Origin of the sequence: Microbacterium sp. NPDC089987, assembly GCF_044748505.1 — a bacterium.
In the GTDB taxonomy this organism is placed as follows: Bacteria; Actinomycetota; Actinomycetes; order Actinomycetales; family Microbacteriaceae; genus Microbacterium.
On sequence record NZ_JBIVGE010000003.1, the window covers coordinates 26,274 to 49,162 of the forward strand.

25 protein-coding genes are annotated in these 22,889 nt (G+C 69.8%); 8 read left to right on the forward strand and 17 right to left on the reverse strand.

Annotated elements, in window-relative coordinates; translation table 11 throughout:
• Positions 1 to 41 precede the first annotated feature (41 nt).
• Positions 42 to 1,274: a MinD/ParA family protein gene (locus ACIPV2_RS12975; RefSeq protein WP_400841894.1), complete on the forward strand. Its 1,233-nt coding sequence runs from the start codon at positions 42 to 44 to the stop codon at positions 1,272 to 1,274.
• A 51-nt stretch (positions 1,275 to 1,325) separates the two neighbouring features.
• Here the strand turns inward: ACIPV2_RS12975 and hisH are convergent, their stop codons facing one another.
• The 4 genes from hisH to ACIPV2_RS12995 are packed head-to-tail and all read right to left on the reverse strand — an operon-like array spanning position 1,326 to position 4,083.
• Positions 1,326 to 1,958 (reverse strand): imidazole glycerol phosphate synthase subunit HisH, encoded by a 633-nt coding sequence (hisH, locus tag ACIPV2_RS12980; protein WP_400841896.1) that lies wholly within the window; start codon positions 1,956 to 1,958, stop codon positions 1,326 to 1,328.
• Complete coding sequence (gene hisB / locus ACIPV2_RS12985) at positions 1,955 to 2,557, reverse strand: imidazoleglycerol-phosphate dehydratase HisB (protein ID WP_400841898.1); 603 nt, start codon at positions 2,555 to 2,557, stop codon at positions 1,955 to 1,957. Before hisB ends, hisH begins: the two co-directional genes overlap by 4 nt.
• The gene (locus ACIPV2_RS12990) at positions 2,554 to 3,645 is read right to left on the reverse strand and encodes a histidinol-phosphate transaminase (protein ID WP_400841900.1); all 1,092 of its coding nucleotides are present in this window, start codon (positions 3,643 to 3,645) and stop codon (positions 2,554 to 2,556) included. Before ACIPV2_RS12990 ends, hisB begins: the two co-directional genes overlap by 4 nt.
• 45 nt (positions 3,646 to 3,690) lie before the next feature.
• Entirely contained in the window at positions 3,691 to 4,083 is a 393-nt protein-coding gene (locus ACIPV2_RS12995; RefSeq protein WP_400841902.1) for a LysM peptidoglycan-binding domain-containing protein, read from the reverse strand.
• 304 nt (positions 4,084 to 4,387) lie between these two features.
• On the opposite strand from ACIPV2_RS12995, the gene lexA reads away from it, so the two are divergent.
• A complete protein-coding gene (gene lexA / locus ACIPV2_RS13000; protein WP_101188263.1) occupies positions 4,388 to 5,074 on the forward strand; it encodes a transcriptional repressor LexA in 687 nt (228 codons plus the stop codon).
• 73 nt (positions 5,075 to 5,147) lie between these two features.
• Here lexA and metE read toward each other — a convergent pair whose 3' ends face one another.
• Entirely contained in the window at positions 5,148 to 7,460 is a 2,313-nt protein-coding gene (gene metE / locus ACIPV2_RS13005; protein WP_400841904.1) for a 5-methyltetrahydropteroyltriglutamate--homocysteine S-methyltransferase, read from the reverse strand.
• Positions 7,457 to 8,407: a methylenetetrahydrofolate reductase gene (locus ACIPV2_RS13010; protein WP_400841906.1), complete on the reverse strand. Its 951-nt coding sequence runs from the start codon at positions 8,405 to 8,407 to the stop codon at positions 7,457 to 7,459. Before ACIPV2_RS13010 ends, metE begins: the two co-directional genes overlap by 4 nt.
• Positions 8,408 to 8,527: 120 nt before the next feature.
• Here ACIPV2_RS13010 and ACIPV2_RS13015 point away from each other — a divergent pair, with 120 nt between their 5' ends.
• Positions 8,528 to 10,387 carry a S9 family peptidase gene (locus ACIPV2_RS13015; RefSeq protein ID WP_400841908.1) on the forward strand — a complete coding sequence of 620 codons (1,860 nt, stop codon included), beginning with the start codon at positions 8,528 to 8,530 and terminating at the stop codon, positions 10,385 to 10,387.
• Between the two features lie 13 nt (positions 10,388 to 10,400).
• Here the strand turns inward: ACIPV2_RS13015 and smpB are convergent, their stop codons facing one another.
• From smpB to ftsE, 3 genes are read right to left on the reverse strand one after another with little or no spacing between them, the layout of a single operon-like run.
• Entirely contained in the window at positions 10,401 to 10,877 is a 477-nt protein-coding gene (gene smpB, locus ACIPV2_RS13020; protein WP_101188267.1) for an SsrA-binding protein SmpB, read from the reverse strand.
• Positions 10,878 to 10,936: 59 nt separating this feature from the next.
• The gene (gene ftsX / locus ACIPV2_RS13025) at positions 10,937 to 11,851 is read right to left on the reverse strand and encodes a permease-like cell division protein FtsX (RefSeq protein WP_101188268.1); all 915 of its coding nucleotides are present in this window, start codon (positions 11,849 to 11,851) and stop codon (positions 10,937 to 10,939) included.
• Entirely contained in the window at positions 11,848 to 12,894 is a 1,047-nt protein-coding gene (gene ftsE, locus ACIPV2_RS13030; protein WP_400841911.1) for a cell division ATP-binding protein FtsE, read from the reverse strand. Before ftsE ends, ftsX begins: the two co-directional genes overlap by 4 nt.
• Before the next feature lie 162 nt (positions 12,895 to 13,056).
• Between ftsE and ACIPV2_RS13035 the strand changes: the two genes are divergently transcribed.
• Entirely contained in the window at positions 13,057 to 14,118 is a 1,062-nt protein-coding gene (locus tag ACIPV2_RS13035; protein ID WP_400841913.1) for a DUF2510 domain-containing protein, read from the forward strand.
• A 65-nt stretch (positions 14,119 to 14,183) separates the two neighbouring features.
• On the opposite strand, the gene prfB is transcribed toward ACIPV2_RS13035, so the two are convergent.
• Positions 14,184 to 15,293: a peptide chain release factor 2 gene (prfB, locus tag ACIPV2_RS13040; RefSeq protein ID WP_400841915.1), complete on the reverse strand. Its 1,110-nt coding sequence runs from the start codon at positions 15,291 to 15,293 to the stop codon at positions 14,184 to 14,186.
• 133 nt (positions 15,294 to 15,426) lie between these two features.
• Between prfB and ACIPV2_RS13045 the strand changes: the two genes are divergently transcribed.
• On the forward strand, positions 15,427 to 16,650 hold the full coding sequence (locus ACIPV2_RS13045) for an MFS transporter (RefSeq protein ID WP_400842206.1): 1,224 nt from the start codon (positions 15,427 to 15,429) through the stop codon (positions 16,648 to 16,650).
• 8 nt (positions 16,651 to 16,658) lie between these two features.
• Here the strand turns inward: ACIPV2_RS13045 and ACIPV2_RS13050 are convergent, their stop codons facing one another.
• The 7 genes from ACIPV2_RS13050 to ACIPV2_RS13080 are packed head-to-tail and all read right to left on the reverse strand — an operon-like array spanning position 16,659 to position 20,844.
• Positions 16,659 to 17,093: a pilus assembly protein TadG-related protein gene (locus tag ACIPV2_RS13050; protein ID WP_400841917.1), complete on the reverse strand. Its 435-nt coding sequence runs from the start codon at positions 17,091 to 17,093 to the stop codon at positions 16,659 to 16,661.
• Complete coding sequence (locus ACIPV2_RS13055; RefSeq protein ID WP_400841919.1) at positions 17,090 to 17,563, reverse strand: TadE family protein; 474 nt, start codon at positions 17,561 to 17,563, stop codon at positions 17,090 to 17,092. The genes ACIPV2_RS13050 and ACIPV2_RS13055 overlap by 4 nt, the downstream gene beginning before the upstream one ends.
• Positions 17,532 to 17,933, reverse strand: coding sequence for a TadE/TadG family type IV pilus assembly protein (locus ACIPV2_RS13060; RefSeq protein ID WP_400841921.1), 402 nt, complete (start codon positions 17,931 to 17,933; stop codon positions 17,532 to 17,534). The genes ACIPV2_RS13055 and ACIPV2_RS13060 overlap by 32 nt, the downstream gene beginning before the upstream one ends.
• 12 nt (positions 17,934 to 17,945) lie before the next feature.
• Positions 17,946 to 18,131: a hypothetical protein gene (locus ACIPV2_RS13065; protein ID WP_101188275.1), complete on the reverse strand. Its 186-nt coding sequence runs from the start codon at positions 18,129 to 18,131 to the stop codon at positions 17,946 to 17,948.
• 30 nt (positions 18,132 to 18,161) lie between these two features.
• The gene (locus tag ACIPV2_RS13070; RefSeq protein WP_400841923.1) at positions 18,162 to 19,100 is read right to left on the reverse strand and encodes a type II secretion system F family protein; all 939 of its coding nucleotides are present in this window, start codon (positions 19,098 to 19,100) and stop codon (positions 18,162 to 18,164) included.
• Positions 19,097 to 19,954, reverse strand: a complete 858-nt coding sequence (locus ACIPV2_RS13075; RefSeq protein WP_400841924.1) for a type II secretion system F family protein — start codon at positions 19,952 to 19,954, stop codon at positions 19,097 to 19,099. Before ACIPV2_RS13075 ends, ACIPV2_RS13070 begins: the two co-directional genes overlap by 4 nt.
• A complete protein-coding gene (locus ACIPV2_RS13080; RefSeq protein WP_400841926.1) occupies positions 19,951 to 20,844 on the reverse strand; it encodes a CpaF family protein in 894 nt (297 codons plus the stop codon). Before ACIPV2_RS13080 ends, ACIPV2_RS13075 begins: the two co-directional genes overlap by 4 nt.
• A gap of 444 nt (positions 20,845 to 21,288) precedes the next feature.
• Between ACIPV2_RS13080 and ACIPV2_RS13085 the strand changes: the two genes are divergently transcribed.
• From ACIPV2_RS13085 to ACIPV2_RS13095, 3 genes are all read left to right on the forward strand, one after another.
• Complete coding sequence (locus ACIPV2_RS13085; protein ID WP_400841928.1) at positions 21,289 to 21,924, forward strand: hypothetical protein; 636 nt, start codon at positions 21,289 to 21,291, stop codon at positions 21,922 to 21,924.
• Positions 21,925 to 22,013: 89 nt separating this feature from the next.
• Complete coding sequence (locus ACIPV2_RS13090) at positions 22,014 to 22,256, forward strand: hypothetical protein (protein WP_400841930.1); 243 nt, start codon at positions 22,014 to 22,016, stop codon at positions 22,254 to 22,256.
• Positions 22,257 to 22,313: 57 nt separating this feature from the next.
• Positions 22,314 to 22,871, forward strand: a complete 558-nt coding sequence (locus ACIPV2_RS13095) for a hypothetical protein (protein ID WP_400841931.1) — start codon at positions 22,314 to 22,316, stop codon at positions 22,869 to 22,871.
• Positions 22,872 to 22,889 lie beyond the last annotated feature (18 nt).

Sequence of the window (22,889 nt, forward strand, 5' to 3'; positions counted from 1 at the left end):
ATCTTCGCCCGTGCGCTCATCTACATGGAGGGACGTGAGGCATGGCCGACGCGCACGATGACAGCGGCGCAGGTCCGCTGCGCCGACGGACGAGCGCGACGCGTCGGTCAGCAGCCGAGTCGGAGGCACTGGCGTCGGAGGTGCCGCTGGCGCCGTCCGGCGTCCCCGCCGAGGCTCCCCGCTATCACCGAGGGTCGGCTGCTGCGACATCCGCGCCCGCCCCGTCTCCCGCAGCGGCAGCGGCATCCGCTCCAGCCACGGCATCCGCGCCCGCTCCGGCTCCCGCCTCCTCACCGGCACCTGCGCCGACATCTCCGGCTGCTCCGGCGACGCCGACCGCATCGCGGCGCGATCAGCGCGAGCGGCCCTCGTTCCTGCAGCATGACGCCCGTGAGGAGCCGGCCAGGACCGGCGCTCGCGGGATGCTGAACCGGATCGGATTCTCGCTCGCGCCCGGCGCCGCCGAGCGGGCCGTGCGCGACAACGAGCTGCTCGTCAGCCAGCACTGGCCCGGTCCGCGCACCATCGCCGTGGTGAACGGCAAGGGCGGCGCAGGCAAGACTCCTGCGACGGTGCTGCTCTCGGCCGTCTTCGCGCGTTTCGGCGGCGCGGGCGTGCTCGCCTGGGACAACAACCAGACCCGGGGCACATTGGGCTGGCGCACCGACACCGGTCCGCACGACAGGACGCTGTTCGAGCTTCTTCCCGAAGCCGATCGCCTGCTGGGCGCGGGAGCGCAGTCCGCCGATCTCGCTCACTTCGTGCACCACCAGGCACGCGAGAAGTACGACGTGCTGCGCTCGAAGCCCATGCGGCTCGCGCAGGAGAACCGGCTGCGCTCGGCGGACATCGACGCGATCCACGCCGTGGCGGCGAAGTACTACCGCCTGATCATCATCGACTCGGGGAACGACGAGTCCGACCCGATGTGGCTGCGGATGATCGACCACGCCGACCAGATCGTCGTGGCGACCACGACTCGCGATGACCACGCCGAAGCGGGTGCGCTGCTGCTCGAGGCGCTCGAGGACCGCGATGAGCGATCCGCACGGCTCGCTCATCAGTCGGTGGTCGTCGTCACTCAGGCCGACCCCAAGGCGACCCCCGCCGATGTCGACCAGGTGGTCACGGGCTACCGCGATCTGGCACGCGAGGTGGTCGCGATCCCGTTCGACCACGAGATGGTCGACGGCCACTTGCGACTCGGCGCACTCGCCCCGAGCACGCAGACCGCCTGGCTGGCCGCGGGAGCGGCCGTCGCGCGCGGACTCTGACGACCCGGCTGAACGTTCGCCTCGCGAGCGCTCACGCCATCCGAGCGCCGTTCAGAGCGATTCGATCCAGTTGCGCAGCAGCCGGATGCCCGCCTCCCCCGACTTCTCAGGATGGAACTGCGTCGCCGAGAGCGGGCCGTTCTCGACCGCCGCGATGAAGCGCTCACCGTGCGTCGCCCACGTGACGGCCGGCTGCGGGAACGGCGGGATCACGTCGAGCTCCCACGCCGTGGCGGCGTAGGAGTGCAGGAAGTAGAAGCGCTCGTGCTCGATGCCGCGGAAGAGCACGCTGCCCTCCCCGGGCTCGACCGTGTTCCAGCCCATGTGCGGCAGCACCGGGGCATCCAGTTCGGCGATCGTGCCCGGCCACTCCCCCAGCCCCTCGGCGGGCTGGTCGCGCTCGATGCCGCGCTCGAACATCACCTGCATGCCGACGCAGATGCCGAGCACCGGGCGGCCGCCGGCCAGGCGCCGGTCGATGATCTCGTCGCCGCCGTGTGCGACCAGCGCCTCGCGCACGGCCGCGAACGCGCCCACGCCGGGAACGAGCAGTCCGTCAGCCTCGAGGGCCCGCTCCCGGTCACGGGTGAGCTCGACCTCGGCGCCCGCTGCGACCAGCGCCTTCACGACGGAGTGGACGTTGCCCGACTCGTAGTCGAAGACGACGACGCGCCGCGCGGTCACAGCGCCCCCTTCGTGGAGGGGACGCCCTCGACGAGCGGGTCCAGAGCCTTGGCCTGGCGGAATGCACGGGCGAACGCCTTGAACTCCGCCTCGGCGATGTGGTGCGGGTCGCGACCGCCGAGGACGCGCACGTGCACCGTCAGCCCGGCGTTGAAGGTGATCGCCTCGAACACGTGACGCACCAGCGATCCGGTGAAGTGCCCGCCGATGAGGTGGAACTCGAAGCCCGCTGGCTCGCCGTCGTGCACCAGGAAGGGGCGTCCCGAGATGTCGACCACGGCCTGCGCGAGAGCCTCGTCGAGCGGAACGAGGGCGTCGCCGTAGCGGGAGATGCCGACCTTGTCGCCGAGCGCCTCGCGGATCGCCTGGCCGAGCACGATCGAGATATCCTCGACGGTGTGGTGCGCGTCGATGTGGGTGTCACCGGTGGCGCGCACGGTGAGGTCGGTCAGCGAGTGCTTTGCGAAGGCCGTCAGCATGTGATCGAAGAACGGCACGGTGGTGTCGATCTCGCTGCGACCCGTGCCGTCAAGGTCGACGACGACCTCGACCGTCGACTCGGAGGTGCTGCGGGTCCGGCGGGCGGTGCGGTCGGTCATGATGACGATCCAATCGACGCGAGGGCTTCCAGGAAGGCGGTGGTCTCGGCTTCGGTGCCTGCGGAGACACGGAGGTGATGCGGGATCCCGACGTCGCGGATGAGCACGCCGCGGTCATACAGCGCGCGCCAAAGAGCCTGCGGATCGTCGACCCCGCCGAACAGGACGAAGTTCGACCACGAGGCGTGCGGTCGATACCCGAGCGCCTCGAGCGTGGCCGAGATGCGCTCGCGCTGCTCGACGATCTCGTCGACCATCCGCAGCATGGTCGACGAGTTGCGCAGCGCCGCCACGGCGGCCGCCTGCGTGAGCGCGCTGAGGTGGTACGGAAGGCGCACGAGGCGCAGCGCGTCGATGAACGCCGGGTCGGCGGCGAGATATCCGACGCGAGCGCCGGCGAAGGCGAACGCCTTGCTCATCGTGCGCGAGACAGCGAGGCGCGGGCGACCGTCGAGCAGGCTGAGCGCCGAGGGCGCGTCATGCGGGGCGAACTCCTGGTAGGCCTCGTCGACGATCACGACCCCGCGAGCCGCCTCGTAGACGGCCTCGATGACGTCGAGCCCGAGCGGCGTGCCGGTGGGATTGTTCGGCGTGCAGAGGATGACGACGTCGGGGTCGACCTCGGCGATCTGCCGTGCGGCATCGTCAGGGCGGATCGTGAAGTCCTCCTGACGCGTGCCCGCGATCCACCGCGCTCCGGTGCCCTGCGTGATCAGCGGATACATGGAGTACGTGGGCGCGAAACCGAACGCCGTTCGACCGGGGCCGGCGAATGCCTGCATGATGTGCTGCAGCACCTCGTTCGAGCCGTTGCCGGCCCAGATCTGCTCGGCAGTCAGTCCGTGACCGAGGTAGTCCGCGAAGGCCTCTCGCAGAGAGCTGAACTCGCGGTCGGGGTAGCGGTTGACGTCTCGCAGCGCGAGGGCGATGTCGTCGAGGATGTCGCTCGCGACCTCGTCGGGGACGGCATGGGTGTTCTCGTTGACGTTCAGAGCGACGGGAAGCGGCACCTGCGGGGCACCGTACGGCGTGAGTCCGCGCAGATCGGCGCGGAGGGGCAGCTCATCGAGGGATGTCACATGCTCCATCGTAGGCCGCGCATCGCGGCCACCGCCGCGGATGACGGTGCGCCCTCACTCGGAGTGCGCGGCCCCGGAGTAGGCGGTCGGGATGGCGATCGAGGTGCCCACCTGGATCATGCCGGAGGTGAGGTTGTTGAGCCGCTTGATGTCGTCGATGACATCACGCGGATCGGCTGCGGGCGCGGCCTCGGCGGCGATAGACCAGAGAGTGTCGCCGGGCAGCACGGTCACGGTCTCGAAGGCGACCGGGTCGCTCTCCCCGGATGCGAGGGCCGAGCCCCCTGCCAGCACGGAGACGCCGATTCCGGCGATGACCGGCGCGGCGGCGAGCGTGGCGAGCAGACGACGGCCGCGCGCGGTGAGGCGCAGCCGGGTGGGGACAGAACGCCGGGCAGCTGCCGAGACCGATGCGGTCAGGGGGGTCTGGATGCTGATGGTGCTCATGTGATGCTCCTCTTCACTCTCCCCGCCCATCGGGCGGGAGTGGTGCAGCTTTCGCATCCGGCATCCGGCCGGGGATGCCGGATGCGAAGCTACGTTCCGAATCTATCTTCGATATCGAACATCTGTCAAGGATTCTTCGAATACAGTGCCGACACTTCCGCGACACGCTCGAACAGATCTTCCGTTTTCCGAGAGAACTCGGATACGGTTTCGATGAAGTCAGCCCACCATGGGCCACCGACATTCGAATCGGATCCCCGCGATGACGCGGATCCGCACCGTGTGAGGGCATGAAGGAGCACCCATGAGCGAGACCCCCGAGACCGCAGCCGAGGCTCCCCGCACGCGGCGCCGCAAGAGCCTCAGCCCCAAGCAGATGGCGATCCTCGAGGTGATCCAGACCTCGATCGCCCGCCACGGCTACCCGCCGAGCATGCGCGAGATCGGCGACGCCGTGGGACTCAAGTCGCTCTCCAGCGTCACCCACCAGCTCGGGCAGCTCGAGCTGAGCGGCTACCTGCGTCGCGATCCCGGCAAGACCCGCGCGATGGAGGTGCTGATCGACCTTCCCGGCACCGGCGCCGAGAATCCCGCCGACACCGCGCCGTCGGTGGGCGATGCCGCCCTGGTGCCCCTCGTCGGGCAGATCGCGGCCGGTGTGCCGATCACGGCAGATCAGCAGGTGGAGGAGATCTTCCCACTGCCCAGGCAGCTCGTGGGCAAGGGCGACCTGTTCATGCTCAAGGTCAACGGCGAGTCGATGATCGACGCGGCCATCTGCGACGGCGACTGGGTCGTGGTGCGCACGCAGAACAACGCCGAGAACGGCGAGATCGTCGCCGCGATGATCGACGGCGAGGCGACGGTGAAGACCTTTCGCCGTCGTGACGGCCACACCTGGCTGCTCCCCCGCAACTCGGCCTTCGAGCCCATCCTGGGCGATGAGGCGGTCGTGCTGGGCAAGGTCGTCGCGGTGCTCCGCGCGGTCTGATCCGGCATTCGCACAGAAGAGGCGCCCCTTCCCGTCTGCTCGGGAAGGGGCGCCTCTTCGTGGTGGAGGGGACTCAGACGGTCACGGCGACGTCCTCGCGAACACGCCGGGTGGCCTCGACGATGTTGCGCAGCGACTGCACCGTCTCCTCGTAGGCACGGGTCTTCAGGCCGCAGTCGGGGTTCACCCACAGCTGGCGCAGCGGCAGCTCGTCGACCGCGCGGCGCAGCAGCGCCTCGATCTCCTCGACGCTGGGAACGCGCGGCGAGTGGATGTCGTAGACGCCCGGTCCGACTCCGTGGTCGAAGCCGAAGCGCGCGATGTCGGCGACGACCTCCATGCGGCTGCGCGCGGCCTCGATCGAGGTGACGTCGGCATCGAGCGCGCGGATCGCGTCGATCACGACGCCGAACTCCGAGTAGCAGAGGTGCGTGTGAATCTGCGTTCCCGCGGCGGCGCCGCCGGTCGCGAGCCGGAACGAGCGCACCGACCAGTCGAGGTAGTCGGCCTGATCCGCCGCCTTCAGCGGCAGCAGCTCGCGCAGTGCCGGCTCATCGACCTGGATGATCGCGATCCCCGCACCCTCGAGGTCGGTGATCTCATCGCGCAGGGCGAGGGCGACCTGGTTGGCCGTCTCGCCGAGCGGCTGGTCGTCGCGCACGAACGACCACGCGAGGATGGTCACGGGACCGGTGAGCATGCCCTTGACCGGCTTGGTGCTCAGGGACTGGGCGTACGCGGCCCACGAGACGGTGATCGGGGCGGGGCGCGAGACGTCTCCCCAGAGGATCGACGGGCGCGTGGCACGCGAGCCGTACGACTGCACCCAGCCGTGCTGGGTGACGGCGAACCCGTCGAGGTGCTCGGCGAAGTACTGCACCATGTCGTTGCGCTCGGGCTCGCCGTGCACGAGCACGTCGAGGCCGAGCTCCTCCTGCAGGGCGACGACCTGGTCGATCTCGCGGCGCAGGAAGTCGTCGTAGTCGTCAGCCGGCAGCTCGCCGCGCAGGAACTGCGCACGCGCCCGGCGGATGTCGCCGGTCTGCGGGAACGACCCGATCGTCGTCAGCGGAAGTGCGGGGAGGTTCAGCGCCTGCTGTGCGTTCTCGCGCTCGGCGTACGAGACGCGCGAGAACTCGGTCTCGGCGACCTCGTGCCCGCGCACGGCGCCGTCGCGCACGCCGGGGGCGTCGCGTCGGTCGGCGAGGGCGGCGGATGCCGAGTCCAGCGCGTCGGCGATGGCATCCCGGCCCTGAGCCAGACCGTGAGCGAGGGTGACGACCTGGCCGACCTTCTGGTCGGCGAAGGCGAGCCACGAGACGAGACGCCGATCGAGCGCGGTCTCGTCGTCGACGTCGTGCGGCACGTGCAGCAGCGAGGTGGAGGTGGATGCCGAGATGCTCGACGCCCCGAGCTCACGCAGCGACTCGAGCTTGGCGAACGCCGCGTCGAGGTCGCCGCGCCAGATGTTGTGCCCGTCGATCACGCCGCCGACGAGGGTCTTGCCCTCGAGCGCGGGGAGCGCGGCGGGCACCTCGCCGCGGACGAGGTCGATGCCGATGGCCTCGACGGGCGCGGCCGCCAGCACCTCGAGCGTCGCGCCCAGCGCGGCGTAGGGCGCGGCCACGAAGATCCGCGGGCGCTCTCTCACGCCGCCGAGAGCACCGAGGGCGCGGGCGGCGGCATCAGCGAGAGCGGCGGTGTCGACCGGCAGCGACTCGCTGACCAGCGCCGGCTCGTCGAGCTGCACCCACTGGGCGCCGGCGGCCTTCAGCTTGGTGAGCAGCTCGGCGTAGACGGGCAGCACGTCGTCGAGGCGGCTGAGCGGCTCGAACCCCTCCGGCGCATCGTCCGACGCCTTCGCCAGCGCGAGCAGGGTGACCGGTCCGACGATCACCGGGCGGGTGACGTATCCGGCGGCCGTCGCCTCGGCGACCTGCTGCACGAGGTGCTCGCTGGCGAGCGAGAAGGTCGTCTCGGGGCCGATCTCGGGGACGAGGTAGTGGTAGTTGGAGTCGAACCACTTCGTCATCTCGAGCGGTGCGCGCTCTCCCTCGCCGCGCGCGACGGTGAAGTACGCGCCCAGCCCGATGGAGCCGTCTGCATCGCGCAGGTCGTCGAAGCGGGCGGGGATGGCGCCCACCGTGACCGCGGCGTCGAGCACCTGATCGTAGAACGAGAACGACTCGGGGATCGACGAATCATCGCGACCGAGACCGAGTTCGGCGAGACGGGCTCGCGTCGTCGCGCGCAGCTCGGCGGCCGTGCGCTCGAGCTCGGCCTGATCGGAGCGGCCGGCCCAGAAGGACTCGACGGCCTTCTTCAGCTCGCGCCGGCGACCGATGCGCGGGTAGCCGAGGATCGTCCCTGCGGGGAAAGCGGTCATGGTGTTCCTTTCGATGCTGCGGAGAGCTGGCGCGCGGGGATGATCCCGGCGGACTGGAGGACGTCGAGCACGGTCTCGTGCTGGTTGAACGCGTACAGGTGCACACCCGGGGCGCCGCCGTCGACGACGGCGCGGATGAGGTCGGCGGCCCACCGGATGCCGATCTGGCGGCGTCCCTCGGCAGTGGGCTCGATCTCGAGCTCGATGGCGAGCTCGCTGGGCAGCTCCTCGCCGGTGAGCTCGAGCACGCGCGCCAGGCGCGCGGGCGAGGTGATCGGCATGATGCCGGGGAGGATCGGGATGGTGACCCCGGCGCGGCGGGCCCGCTCGACGAACGCGAGGTAGTGGTCGGGGTGGAAGAACAGCTGCGTGATGGCGACCGTGGCGCCGGCGGCCTGCTTGGCCAGCAGCGCGTCGACGTGCTGGCTGCTGTATGCCGAGCGCGGGTGGCCGTTGGGGAACGCGGCAACGGCGATGTTCACCCTGCGGCGCGGCGCGACGCGCACGGCTGCGGGGTTGCCGCGCACCGGCGACTCCTCGTACGGCGCCCGCTCGGCCTGCACCCGGTCGATCAGCTGCACGAGCTGAGCGGAGCTCTCGAGGTCGCCGAGGAACACATCGTCCTCGCTCTGGCCCGCCGGCGGGTCGCCGCGCAGCGCGAGGAAGCCGAGGACACCGGCGTCCAGGAACTCGCGGATCAGACGCGCCGCGCCCGCATAGGTGTTGCCCACGCAGGTGAGATGCGCGAGCGGCTCGGTGTCGGTGTGCGTGCGGATGTATCGCAGCACCTCGAGGGAGCGGCCTCCGGTCGACCCGCCCGCGCCGTAGGTCACCGAGATGAAGTCCGGTCCTGTCTCGGCGAGACGGTCGATGGTGTCGTGCAGTGCGCGGGCGCTCTCGGCGGTGCGTGGCGGATACAGCTCGAAGGAGAACGGGATGCTGCTCATGGCGGTTCTCCTTCAGAGGTGGTTACGGCGGGGTGTCCTCAGACGGTAGGACAGCCGCTCCGCGCGGCGCACACTCTGTGACGCCGTGTGTCACCTGCGGGCTCTGGCTAGGCTCGGACCATGACCGCACCGCACGGCTCGTGGCCCTCGCCCTTCACGGCTCAGATGATCGCGCAGGCGTCTCCGCGCATCGACGGAGCGCGCTTCGTCGGCGACGAGGTGTGGTGGGGCGAATCGGTTCCCGCCGAGGGCGGCCGTGTGACGGTGCGCAGCTCGAGCGGTCACGAGATCCTGCCGGCGCCCTGGAACGCCCGCTCGCGGGTGCACGAGTACGGCGGCGGCGCATGGACGGCCGGCGCCGAGGGCACGCTGTTCTTCGTGCACGGCGCCGACCAGCGGGTCTACCGGTTGTCCCACGGCGGCGCCCCGGAGCCGCTGACCGCGGCTGGGCCCTCGTACGGCGGGCTCCGACTGCAGCACGGCCGCCTCCTCGCGGTGCGAGAGGACCTGCGACCGGAGCAGCATGTGCGCGCGATCGTGGAGATTCCGCTGGACGGTGCCGCAGCCGACGACGAGGGCGCGGGGCGCACGCTCATCTCGACAAGCGGCTTCGTCGCCCATCCCGCCCTCTCGCCCGACGAGAAGCGGCTGGCGTGGGTGCAGTGGAGCACGGTGCGGATGCCGTGGGATCAGGCGCTTCTACACGTCGCTCCCCTCGGTGGCGATGACATCGCGTCGACGCCCACCCGTGCTGCCCTGCAGCCGGAGTGGGTGAGCGACGACGAGCTGCTGTATCTCGACGACCCGTCCGGCCGGTGGAACCTGCACAGGGTCCGGCTCGGGGACGCCGCGACCCCGATCACGCCCGCCGATGCCGACACCGGCGGCGGACTCTGGGTGCTCGGCAACCGCTGGTACCAGCCGCTCGACGACGGCCGCATCGTCGCCGTGCGCACGAACGGCGCCGATGAGATCGTGCTCATCTCCGCGGACGGCGCGGCCGTCGAGCTGCTGACGCTGCCGATCACCGCCGGCGCCAGCGTCGACGACGCCCGCGGCTCGCGCGTGCTCATCTCCGGCGCTGGGCGCACGGTCGGGACGGGCCTCTGGTGCGTCGACCTCGACGATGGCACGATCACAACCGTCACGGGCGGAGCCGAGGCCGATGCCGCTTGGATCCCTCGCGCGCGGCCGGTCACCTTCGACGGCCCGCGCGGCCCCGTGCACGCGTTCGACTATCCGCCGACCAACCCCGACGCCGCAGCGCCCGCGGGCGAGCTGCCGCCGTACATCGTCATGGTGCACGGCGGCCCCACCGCGCACGTCTCGGGTGCGGCATCCACCGCATACGCCTACTGGACCAGCCGCGGCATCGGCGTGCTCGATGTGAACTACGGCGGCTCGACCGGGTACGGTCGCGCCTACCGCGAGCGCCTCGGCGGGCAGTGGGGCATCGTCGATGTCGACGACGTCATCGCGGCCGCCCGCGGCATGGTCGAGGCCGGGCTGGCCGATCCCGCCCGCATCGCCATCCGCGGCGGATCTGCCGGCGGCTGGACGGTGCTGTGCGCGCTGGTGCGCGGCGGCACGTTCACCGCGGGCATCTCGCGTTACGGCGTGGCGGATCTGCGGATGCTCGCGGCCGAGACCCACGACTTCGAAGCCCGCTACCTGGATGGTCTGGTCGGGCCGCTCCCTGAGGCGGAGAGCGTGTACATCGAGCGCTCGCCGCTCTCGCACGCCGATCGCATCGACGTGCCGGTGCTGCTGCAGCAGGGCTCCAATGACCGGGTGGTGCCGCCGTCGCAGTCGGAGGCGATCCGCGACGCGCTGGCTGCCAGAGGCGTGCCGCACGAGTACCTGCTGTTCGAGGGCGAGGGCCACGGCTTCCGCGCAGCCGAGACGATCATCGCCTCACTCGAGGCCGAACTGCGCTTCCTGGGGCGGACCTTCGGCTTCGAACCAGAACTGGGTTCCTGAGCCTGTCGAAGGGCTACTCGCCGACGCGGTTGCGCAGGCGCATGGCCCGCTCGGCCTCGCGCGTGTCCTGACGCTCGCGCAGCGTCTGCCGCTTGTCGTACTCCTTCTTGCCCTTCGCGAGCGCGATCTCGACCTTGGCGCGGCCGTCGGAGAAGTACAGCTTGAGCGGGATCAGCGTATAGCCGCCGGCGGAGACGGCGTGCTCGAGCTTGTGGATCTCGTCCTTGTGCAGCAGCAGCTTGCGGATGCGCTTGGCGGAGTGGTTGGTCCAGTGCCCCTGGGAGTACTCGGGGATGTGCACGGCGTCGAGGTACGCCTCGCCGCCCTTCACGTACGCGTAGCCGTCGCTGAGGTTCGCACGCCCCTGACGCAGCGACTTGACCTCCGTGCCGGTGAGCACGAGGCCCGCCTCGTACGACTTCTCGAGGTTGTAATCGTGACGCGCGCGACGGTTGGTCGCGACGACCTTCTCCCCGCGTTCCCTGGGCATGTTCTTCTCCTGACGACAGACAGCCCTCCACCCTATCGGTTCCCGAGGCGGGCGAAGGATCAGGTGCGCAGCCAGCGCCGGATGGCGAACCCGGCCGACAGCGCAGCCAGCACGACGCCGATGCCGATCAGCACGGGCACGACGAAGACGGCATCCTGCATGTCGACCAGCGGACGCATGAACGGCACCCGCTCGGCGAGGTAGCCCTCGACGCCGAACTTCACGCCCGCCAGCACGGCAGCGCTGGCGAACACCGATCCGAGGAAGGCCGCGAAGACGCCCTCGAGCACGAACGGTGTCTGGATCGATCGGTTCGAGGCGCCCACCAGACGCATGATCCCGATCTCCTTGCGGCGCGCGTAGGCCGAGAGGCGGATGGTCGTGGCGATCAGCAGCACGGCGGCGATCAGCATGAGAGCCGCGACGCCGACCGCGATGTAGGTCGCCACGGTGAGCGCCGAGAACAGCGGATCGAGCAGACGGCGCTGATCCTGCACCTCGTCCACCCCGGCGACTCCCGAGAACGCCTCGGTGAGCACGCGCGACTGCTGCGGATCCTTCATGGTGACGCGGAATGCGACGCCCATGTTCTCGACGCCGAACGCGTTCGCCTGCTCCTCGCCGAAGCGCTCCACCCAGTTCTGGTAGGTCGTCTCCTTGTCGTCGAAGACGACGTCGCTGATCAGCGGCTTCAAGGCGGGCCCCGCGAGGTCGCCCTCGACGGTGGTGATCTGCTCCTCGGTCGCCTCGTCTGACGTGCAGTTCTGCGAGGTCGAAAGCGGCGAGCACATGTAGATCGTGACCTCGGCCTTCTCACCCCAGTAGCCGCGCATCGTCTGAATCTGCGTCTGCATGAGGATGGCCGCGCCGACGAACGTCAGCGAGACGAAGGTGACCAGCACCACCGAGATGACCATGGAGATGTTGCGACGCAGGCCGATCAGGGCCTCGCCGACGATGAGTCCGAAGTTCATGAGGTCGGGCCCACTTCCTCGTCGTCGTCGCGCGAGAGGCCGAGACGGTCGGCCATGCCGAGCTCGGCGACCTCCACCTCCGGGAGCACGATCGGGCTGGTGCGGGGACCGACAGCGGTCGCATGCCCCTCCGGCGGGGTGGTGACAGCAGGCGGGCGCTGAACGCCCTGGGCGGCCGGCGGCATGGCATCCGGATTCGACGTCGGCCGCGCAGCCGGATGAGAAGCAGCCGGCTGCTCGACGGGCGGCGTCGGCACGACGCCGGTGACCGTCTCGCGCTGGATCTCCTGCACGGCGGTGAGCGCTGCGGCCACGGCCGCGCCGGGCACCGCCTCCGGCGTGAGGCGCGGGATGCTGGAGGTGTCTCCGTAGCCGCCGCCGACCTCGTCGCGCACCATCTCGCCGCCCTTGAGCTCGATCACCCGGCGCTGCATCTGGTCGACGAACGCCGCCTCGTGCGTCGCCATGACCACCGTCGTGCCACCGGCGTTGATGCGGGTGAGCAGCTGCATGATGCCCACGGACGTCGCCGGGTCGAGGTTTCCGGTGGGCTCGTCGGCAAGCAGCACCTTCGGCCGGTTGACGATGGCGCGGGCGATCGCGACGCGCTGCTGCTCACCGCCGGACAGCTCGTGCGGCATCCGCTTCGCCTTGCCCTCCAGGCCCACCAGCGCGAGCGCCTCCGGCACCGCCTGCTGGATGAACCCGCGCGACGAGCCGATCACCTGCAGTGAGAAGGCCACGTTCTGCGCGACGGTCTTCGACGGCAGGAGGCGGAAGTCCTGGAACACCGAGCCGATGTGCCGCCGGAAGTACGGCACCTTGCGGTTCGCGAGGGAGCGGAGGTCGCGGCCGAGCACGGCGACGCGGCCGGTGGTGGGGACATCCTCACGGAGGATCAGCCGCAGGCACGTCGATTTGCCAGAGCCCGAGGCTCCGACGAGGAAGACGAACTCCCCCGCGTCGACGTTGAAGTCGACTTCTGACAGTGCGGGGCGTTTCGTGCCGCGATAGCGCTTTGTGACGTTCTCGAACCGGATCATGGCCATACGAGCCTAGGCGCGGGGCGGCGCAGGGTCGCCAGCGACACTCCCCCATGCCGTTCCCGTCGACGGCGACTGATATACACGTAGGGCGCGGATGCACCGCGAGGCAGGTCGTGCGGCTCGAGCCCACGGCGCAACGAAGACGACGAGGAGAAGGCCATGAGCGTTCCCGCAGGATGGTACGACGACGGATCGGGGCGCCAGCGCTGGTGGGACGGTGAGCAGTGGACCGAGCACTACGCGCCCGAGAGCGCTGAGAGCCCCGTCGCCGGTGACGCGGCCGAACCCTCGGATTCCGCTGCGGGCGAAGATCTGACGGTGGATGCCCGGGCATCCACCGAACCGCACAGCGACTACCTCCCGCCAGCTGCTCCCGGCGCGGCGGAGGGCGCCCGCCCGACCGAGGCCGACCCCGCCGTCACGCCGGAGGGCTATCCGCAGAGCGCGTACGGTCAGCCGCCCTACGGCCAGGACCCATACGCGCAGGCAGGCTTCGGGCAGCAGGGCTACCCCGGTGCCGCGGGCGTCGACCCGCAGAACCCGTACGCCGCACCCGCGCCCTACGGCAATGCTCCTTCATACGGCGGCGCGTACTCCGCGCCAGACGCCGGACCGCGCAAGACCCCGCTGCTCGGCTACATCGGCCTCGGGCTCGCCGTCGTCGGCGGCATCATCGCCTGCATCCCGAACTTCGTCACCTTCGGCATCGGATCGTTCCTGCTCTTCGCCGCGTTCGTCGTGTCGATCATCGCGCTGTTCATCAAGAACACCGCGAAGTGGCCCGGCATCGTGGGTCTGATCCTGTCGATCGTGATGGGCGTCGTCGCCACGGTCGTGCTGAGCGTCACCCTCTTCGCCACCGCGATGAACGACAGCGCCTGGGATTCGTCCTACGACCCGTACGCCACCGACGAGCCCTGGACGGAGCCGTCTCCCGAGCCCAGTGCCACCGATGACGCGACCGACGAGGCGATCGGCGGGCGACCGTCACCCGAGGAGCTCGCCGTGGGCCTCGAGGAGATGGCCGGCATGTCCGAGGCCACCGGCTACTCCGACGAGCTGCTGCTGTGCCTCGGGCAGGAGTTCTACGACTCCGACCTGAGCGACGAGGCCCTGCAGAGGGTCGCCGAGGGCACCATCGAGTTCTCGGATCAGGCCGACGCGGCCGAGTTCGGGAACACGTTCACCGACGCGGCGAGCGCCTGTGCACAGCAGCAGTGATCGTGCGCTGACGCAGACGGGCCCGGAAGCATCGCTTCCGGGCCCGTCTCATGTTCGGGTGAGGATCAGTCCTCGTCCTTGCGCTTGCGCCAGCGGATTCCCGCCGAGATGAAGTCGTCGAGGTCGCCGTCGAACACGCTCGCGGGGTTGCCCGACTCGTGACCGGTGCGCAGGTCCTTGACCAGCTGCTGACCGTAGAGGAAGTACGAGCGCATCTGATCGCCCCAGCTGGCGGTGATGTTGCCCGCGAGCTCCTTCTTCTTGGCCGCCTCCTGCTCCTTCTGCAGCAGCAGCAGGCGGGTCTGCAGCAGGCGCATGGCGGCGGCGCGGTTCTGGATCTGCGACTTCTCGTTCTGCATCGAGATGACGATGCCGGTGGGAAGGTGGGTCAGGCGCACGGCGGAGTCGGTGGTGTTCACCGACTGGCCGCCAGGGCCCGAGGAGCGGAACACGTCCACCCGCAGGTCGTTCTCGGGGATCTCGACCTCGGTGGCCTCTTCCATCAGCGGAATGACCTCGACAGCCGCGAACGACGTCTGGCGCTTGTCGGCCGAGCCGAACGGGCTGATGCGGGCGAGGCGGTGCGTGCCTGCCTCGACGGAGAGCGTGCCGAATGCGTAGGGCGCCGCGATCTCGAAGGTCGCCGACTTGATGCCGGCGCCCTCGGCGTACGAGGTGTCCATCACCTTCGCGGGATACTTGTGGCGCTCGGCCCAGCGCAGGTACATGCGCATGAGCATCTCGGCGAAGTCGGTGGCGTCGTCGCCGCCGGCACCCGAGCGGATCGTGATGATCGCGTTGCGCTCGTCGTACTCGCCGTCGAGCAGCGTCTGCACCTCGAGCTGGTTGATGGCCTGGGTGAGCGACTCGAGCTCGACGCGCGCCTCGGCGGCGGAGTCGTCGTCCTGCATCTCGTTGGCGAGCTCGATGAGCACGTCGAGGTCGTCGAGCCGGCGCTCGACCTCGGTGACGCGCTTGAGATCGGCCTGCTTGTGGCTGAGCGCGCTGGTCACCTTCTGCGCCTTCTCGGGGTCGTCCCAGAGGTCGGGGGCGCCCGCTTCCTCGCTGAGTCGCGCGATGTCCTCGCGCAGGGAGGTGACGTCGACGACCTCGCGGATGTCGCCGAAGGTGTGTCGCAGGGCCTGTATGTCGGCGGAGAGATCGAGTTCGAACATGGCAGTACACCTTATCGCGCCGGGGAGCCGCTTCCCTGACCGCGGTATGTCCCTGCCCCGGCTGCGATGCAGGCGGGGCTAGCGTGGCGGTGTGGTTGACAGCGCGGCGGGTGTCCTCAGGCGGTTCGGACCGATGGTCTATGCGCCGACGGTGCTCTTCTCGCTGGGCGAGGGCGCAGTCATCCCCCTCATCCCCGTGATCGCCACGCGGCTCGGCGCCGACGTGTCGCTCGCGGCGCTGGTGGCCGCGGCGCTCGTGATCGGCCAGTTGTGCGGCAACCTGCCCGCGGGTGCGCTGGTCGCGAAGGTCGGCGAGCGGTTCACGATGGTCGTCGCGGGCGCCCTCTCGATCGTGGCCGGCGTCGGGATGCTGCTCGCCGAGCACCTCGCCGTCTTCGCCGCTTCGGTGTTCGTGCTCGGCTTCTGTGCGGCGGCGTTCGGGCTGGCCAGGCACGCCTTCATGACGACCCGAGTGCCCCCGCGCTTCCGCGCCAGGGCGCTGTCGCTGCTGGGCGGCAGCTTCCGCTTCGGCGTCTTCATCGGGCCGTTCGTCGCGGCCGCGCTGATTCAGCTGACCGGGTCGGAGCAGTCGACGATCTGGGCGATGATCGTCTGCTGCGCGGCGATCGTGCCGCTGGTGCTGTTCGGCCCCGACCCCGAGAAGAGCAGCCCCGCGCTGCTGAAGCCGACAGGAGCCGCGGTCGCGGAGGACTCCGGCGAGGTCGTCACGGGGTCGATCCCGACCCGCGACCGCTATGGCGTGCTCGAGACCATCTCGTACTACCGCGGCGTGCTGATGCGCCTCGGCCTGTCGGCCGCAGCGCTGTCGGGTGTGCGCTCGGCCCGCCAGGTGATCCTGCCGCTGTGGGGCGTGTCGCTCGGACTCGACGCCAGCTCGATCGCGATCGTCGTCGGAGTCTCTGGCGCCATCGACTTCGCCCTGTTCTACGCCAGCGGCCAGGTGATGGACCGCTTCGGCCGGATCTGGGCGGCACTTCCCGCGCTGCTGCTCATGGGCGCAGGGCTCATCGCCCTCTCACTCACGCATGACCTCGATCAGGCGACGATGTGGTTCGCGCTGATGGCTGCCGTGCTCGGTCTCGGCAACGGCCTCTCCAGCGGCATCCTGCTCACCTATGGCGCCGATCTCGCGCCCGAGACGGATCCGGCGACCTTCCTGGGTGCCTGGCGGACGTTGACGGATGCCGGCGGCGCTGCCGCCCCCGTGGTCGTCGCGTCGATCGTGGCACTCGCCTCACTTCCCCTTGCGACCGGAGTGATGGGCGGCGTGGCGCTGCTGGGCGCTGCGGGCTTCGCCGTGTGGACGCCGAAGTTCCTGCCGCGGCGCGAGCCCTGACACGCGGCTCAGCGCAGCGCGGTGCGGCTGGTCGCGGTTGCCTCGAGCGGGACGCCGTCCGGCACGAAGGGCGAGAAGAGCGGCGGATGCCAGGCCGCGGCGACAGTGACCCGTGCCGACACGCCGTCGGGCGTGCCCGCGGACATCAGACTCGCGCCGGAGCCGACGGCATCGATCACTGCGGCGGCCTGCTCGCGGACGCCCTCGTCGGCGAGCTCGGCCCGAACGCCCTCACCGTCGGCCTGCAGCGTGAAGCCGTCGGATCCGGCGAGCGCGGCGGCATCGGCAAGCGAGTCCAGACGCTTCTGCGCGATGTAGAGGTCCGTGGCGCACACGCACACGAAGATCACCGCGATCGCGAGCAGCACGTACCCGAGGACCAGCGGCAGCACGCTTCCTTCGTCGTCCGCGAGCGATGCGCGGGTCCGGTCGCGGCCGTTCATTCGCTCCCCCACAGCCTCGAGACCTTCTGTGCGGCCTGCGCCTCGACGGGAATGGCCGCGAGTTCATCGAGTCCGAAGATCGGCGGCATCAGCGGAAGCGTCACCTCGGCTCGCACCGTGACGATCACCGTCGCGCCGGCACCCGGGCACTCGGCAGCCGTCGGACGGCAGCTGATCGCCACGTCGACGGCGCTCTCGTCCATGCCGTACTCGCGGATGACACCGGCGAGCACGGTGTCTCCTCGTTCGGCGGCGGCCCGGGCATCCGGCGCCTGACCGATCACGCGTGCCGTGTGGCGGGCGGCAGCCTCCGCGCCCAGCGTCTGCTCCTGCACGGCCCCCAGCACGAGCACCAGGTACACGAGCGGAACGAGCAGCAGAACGCCCGCGACGATGAACTCGAGGGCGGCGGACCCTGCCTCGTCGTCGAGGAGGGACTCACTCGTCTCCGAACGATTCGACCGGCGCACGAGCCTCCACCTCCAATCCGAACGGCACGCCGAGGAGGCCGAGCACGGGCAACGTGGTGCGGACCCGCACGAGCACGCTCGGATGCCCCAGGCTCACGTCCTCCCCGATGGCGACGTCGCCGGCGTACTCGGGGCCGACGGCTCTGGTGATCACGGCCTCGGTGCGCGCGACGCCCTCGTCGAGCGTCGTATCGGCGAGCGCCGCGTGGTGCGCGCCTTCGACCGCCGCGTCGTGGACGACGTTGCGGACGTACATGGCGAGCGCGATCTGCAGCACAGCGAGGGTGAGCGCGGTCAGCAGCGCCCCGACGAGCACGAACTCGACGGGGCTGGAGCCTCGCTCATCGGCGAGGAGCGACCGCGCACGCATTCCGAGCGTCGATCAGATGCCCGAGACGCGCGAGATCGCCTGCTCGAACAGGTCGACCAGCGCGGGCCCGGCGACCGCCCAGATGACCACGACGAGCGCCGCGGTCATCAACGTCACCAGCACCCAGCCCGGCACATCGCCCCGCTCGTCCTCCGCCAGTTCACGGCCGACCGTGAACCATCTCTTCAGCGTCTGCATCTCTCTTCCCTCCGGATTGTCGATCGTCTCTCAGCCGAGGCCCAGTCGCAGGATGAACAGGCCGGGGTACACCGCGAAGAGCACGCTCAGCGGCAGGATCAGGAACACGAGCGGCAGGAGCATGAGGATCTCCTTCTGCCCGGCCTGCTCGATGAGCACCCGCTTGGCCTCGTCGCGGGCATCTGCAGCCTGCGAATGCAGCACCGTGGCGAGCGGGGCGCCGTGCTCGAGCGCGGCGATGATCTGGTCGGTCGCGCGCGACAGGCCGGGCAGCTGCAGGCGCGTGGCCGTCTCGCCGAGCGCGTCCGCGAGCGGTGACCCGGTGTGCACCGCGAGCACGGTCTGCCGCAGCTCGCCGGTCAGCTGCCCCGTGCCGATCGCCGACACGCGGCGCAGCGCGTCGAGCAGCGATTCGCCGGCCGAGAGGCACAGCGCCAGGAACTCCAGGGTGGTGGGCAGCTCGTCGGCCAGTCGCGCCCGACGAGCACGCGCTCGCGCCGTGAGCTGCATGTCATAGGCGATCGCAGCGCCGGCTGCGGCGATGATGGGCAGCAGCGCGGCGGGCGGCGTCATGCGACCCGAGACCGCGAGGATCACCACGATGACCGCGCCGATCAGCAGTCCGGCCACTCCCCACGCGAGCTGACGCCCGCGGAAGGTTGCGGGTGCCTGCGCGGCGCCGGCCTGCGCGAGGCGCAGCCGCAGCGTGTCGCCGCCGCCGAGCATGCGGTCGAGCATCTCGCGCAGCCTGTCCCAGAGCCGCCGACCGTGCACCGGCATGACGTGGACGGTCGGCAGGATGCCTGCAGGAAGGGCTTCGTCGTCGACGACGTCGCGCACATAGGGTGCGATCCGCCGCTCGAGAGAGGTCGCGCCCCAGCGCGGCAGCGCGGAGAGCACGCCGAGCAGCCCGACGGCGAGCGATCCGCCCAGCAGCACCGCGATCGCGGCATCCGTCACCCCGCTCATCCGAACCACCGCTGCGGCTCAGGCAGCCGACCGATGCGCAGCATGATCCGGAACGCCACCACCGACACGACAGCCCCGACGAGGATCACGATCACTCCCTCGGTGCTGCCGTACGCGTCGCGCCCCTCGGGACGCATCGCGAGCAGCCCGAGGATCACCCACGGCGCGACCGCGCCGAGCACGGCGGCGCCGCGGATCCAGGACTGCCGCGCCTCGACCTCGCCCCGCAGCGCCGCATCCGCGCGCACCGAGGATGACAGCGCGCGCAGCACACCGGTCAGCTCGGTGCCGCCGACCTGGCGAGCCATCCGCAGCGTCTCGGCGATGCGGTCGGCGATCGGATCGGCGAGGGTCGCCTTCAGCCGGTCCAGGCTCGACTCGAAGCGTCCGGTCGACTGCAGGTCACGGGCGAAGACCAGGAACGCCGGACGCACGGCGAGCGGCGCCGACTCGGCGAGACTCGCGACCGCGTCCGGCAGAGAGAGGCCGACTCGGATGGCGGCGACCAGCAGATCGCAGATATCGGGCCACATCTGCCGTCGCGCCTTGCGCAGCCGCAGCCGGCGGCCGCGCAGGAACACCACCGGCGCCGCGGCTCCGGCGAGTGCGGCGAGCAGGGCCAGAACCGGGATGCCCGTGAGCAGCCACACGAGGGCCGCCGCAACGGCGGCGATCGCAGCCATGACCACGACGATCGTGCGCGTCGCCGTGCGGGAGTGCCCGGCCTCGTCAAGGAGCCGTCGCAGGCGGGTGCTGCGCGGATCGCGAGCCGGACGCTCCTGCGGCGGCCAGAGCCAGGGCGACGCGCAGAGCAGCAGACCCGCGCCCAGCAGTGCGCCGACGAGCAGAGTCATGTCGCACCCTCCGCCCGATAGAGGGACCTGCTGACGATGCGCCCGTCGATGACCTCGCCCGTCGGCGAGATCACCTCAACGACCCGTCGTGACCCGTCGGGCTCCCGGCGGCAGTGCACGACGAACGAGATCGACGACGCCAGGGCGGGCGCGATGAAGGCGCGGTCGATGTTGCGGCCCGCGAGCAGCGGCAGCAGCGCGAGCTTCTCGAGTGCCTCGGCGGCCGAGTTGGCGTGCACGGTGCCCGCACCAGGCACACCCGTGTTCAGCGCGAGCACGAGATCGAGCGCCTCGGCATCGCGAACCTCGCCGACGACGAGGCGATCGGGGCGCATGCGCAGCGCCTCCTTCACGAGCCGCCGCAGGGTGATCTCGCCGGTGCCCTCGAGGCTCGCCTGCCGTCCCTGCAGCGCCACCACGTCCGGGCCGTCGACGGCGAGCTCGAACGTCTCCTCCACGGTGATGATGCGCTGATCTGCCGCGCAGGCCGCGAGCAGAGCGCCGAGGAGCGTGGTCTTTCCCGCGTGGGTGGCCCCCGAGACGATGATGCTGCGGCCGTCGCGCAGGGCGGCGACCAGCATGCCGGCGACCTGCGGGGGCACCGACCCCTGCGCGATCAGCGCATCGAGCGTGCGGTGCCGCTTCAGGAACTTGCGGATGTTCACCGCCCACGATCCGCGCACCACGTCGGCGATCGCGACATGCAGGCGCGAGCCGTCGGGCAGCGACGCGTCGACGAACGGCTGGCTGACATCGACCCTGCGGCCCGTGGTCTGCAGCATCCGCTCGACGAGGTCGCGCACCAGGGCATCCGTCAGCTGCAGGTCGACGCGGTAGGTCGCCCCGCCCTTCGCGACGAAGACACGGTCGGGCGTTTTCGCAAGTGACATGCCGACCGAAGCTAGCTCATTTTGCAGCCGGTCGTAGCGGAGGACCATCGAGAAGTCGGTATCGCTGTCCAGAACAACTAGTGGGGCGTACAACAGTTGCCGCCCCCGGTGTACGAAACCGAGAGCGGCAGAGGAGCTGTTGTGATCCCCAATGTAACCGCCGACCCTGGCCAGAGCCGGGCTGTTCGTCGTGTCGCGTTTACCCGTACCCAACTTGCCGAGTTCGCCCGCGTTGATGCCCAACAAATTCGCTCGAATGGGCGGACAGGCACACCGAATAGCGCGGACGAGAGTCTGGATGAGCAATTGGTGCCTTGTTCAGACATCGGCTCAGATAACCAAGACGGAGCGGCTCAGATAACCCCTGACCGGAGGTCAGGTGTGGAGCTTCTGAGAGAACTTCGGTCTGCAATACGTCCGCGTGGTTCGCGGAAGAGGCTCGATGTGCCATCGCTTCCCACAACGGCGTCATTCGAGTTCGCGAAGATGAAAGCGAACCGAGAGCGCTCCGCTATGCGGCATGCGACGGCGGATGCGAAGGCTGCACACTTGCAGGACAGGCTGGGTCGTGAGTACCTCGCGAAGTTGAAGCCGGGCAAGCTCCCCAAGCGGGAGCACGGTGGATACATGCTGGTCGCGGTCTACCTGTGCGCCCTCACCTGGAGGGTGATGAATGACCGTCACCTCGCAGACCGGGCGCAACCGACGCACGCACAGCTGTCGGCAACCCTCCGGTGCTACATGGACAAGTACCTGTCGAAGTTCCTTCTGCCCTGGGACCCGACAGCCAGGCCGACGCCCTACCAGCGGTTCGCCTACTTGGAGGACGAGCAGGCTGACTACCTCGCAGACTCCCTCGCCACGTCGCTGCTGCACGATTGGAAGCCAGAGTGGATCGAAGAACAGCAAAGGCGCGGAACGGTAGGCGGACTCGCGGGTAAGCCGCGCAGGCCGACCAAGGCAACTGATGAGAACCGCCGCAAGCTGGCGACTCTGCGGGCCGAGAACCCCGGCTGGACACAAGTGCGACTTGCCAATGAGCTGGGTGTGTCAGTGTCCACGATCAAGCGGATCTCATAAATCTTCCTCCAACCGGTTCTGAGCATGCGTTCGGGCGCAGCACTGGCGACCCGAAGGTGGCCGCATTCGTGAGCGCTATGGCTGGCCTCATGAATGCGTACCTCGATGACTCCACACCCGCTGGGTGGGATGCCCGGTTGGCACGTATCGAGCGCCTCGCGCGCCGACACCTGGCAGAGGGCGGCGACGTTCTGCGCATAAGCCGGACCCGCAACATGCTTTCGGTGGACTACGGCACATATCGGATCGTGCACACGCGGGCGAACACGGCTGAGGCGCGAGAGCCGCACGGCCTCTTCCTGCAGGACGTGCTCACCTGGATCGACGACTGATCGGACACCAGTACTCACCGCTTCGCCCCGAGGTCGATATCACTCATCGAGGACATGATGAGCACACAGGTCGAGCAGCAACTGGCACTTCCGTTGGGGCGTCCTTGCGTCACCTGCACGCACCCGGATCGGCTGGCCATCGAGCAGGAGATCGCCGAGGGCACGCCTTTGCGGACCATTGCGGACCGTCACGATGTCGCCCGCTCCAGCGTCCGGCGTCATCTCACCACTCACATGGAGGTGGATGCGGAGACCAGCGCCCGTTTGGGCCTCGATCCGGAATCGCTCGCTGTGCGCGTCTACGAGGTCGCAGAACGCGCTCGTGACATCGCAACCGACGCGTTGGATGCTGGGAGCCTTGCAGTGGCTCTGAGGGCTGGAGACGCCGAGTTGCGGGCGCTCGCCGCATTGGCCGGACTGGGGGTTCGAGATGAGGGGCGAGTCGTTGAGTACGACATGTTCCGCGTCACCTCCCATGCAGTAGTCCGTGCCGCCCGCCGGGACGAGCGAGTCGCCAATGCCGTCGCCGCGCAGCTCGACATCGTGGACGAGCAGGGGATCGCCGACGATATCCGTGCGCAGTTCACTCCTGCGAGTCTGGAATCTTCTTCGTAGCAGCGCAGTGGCGCTCCA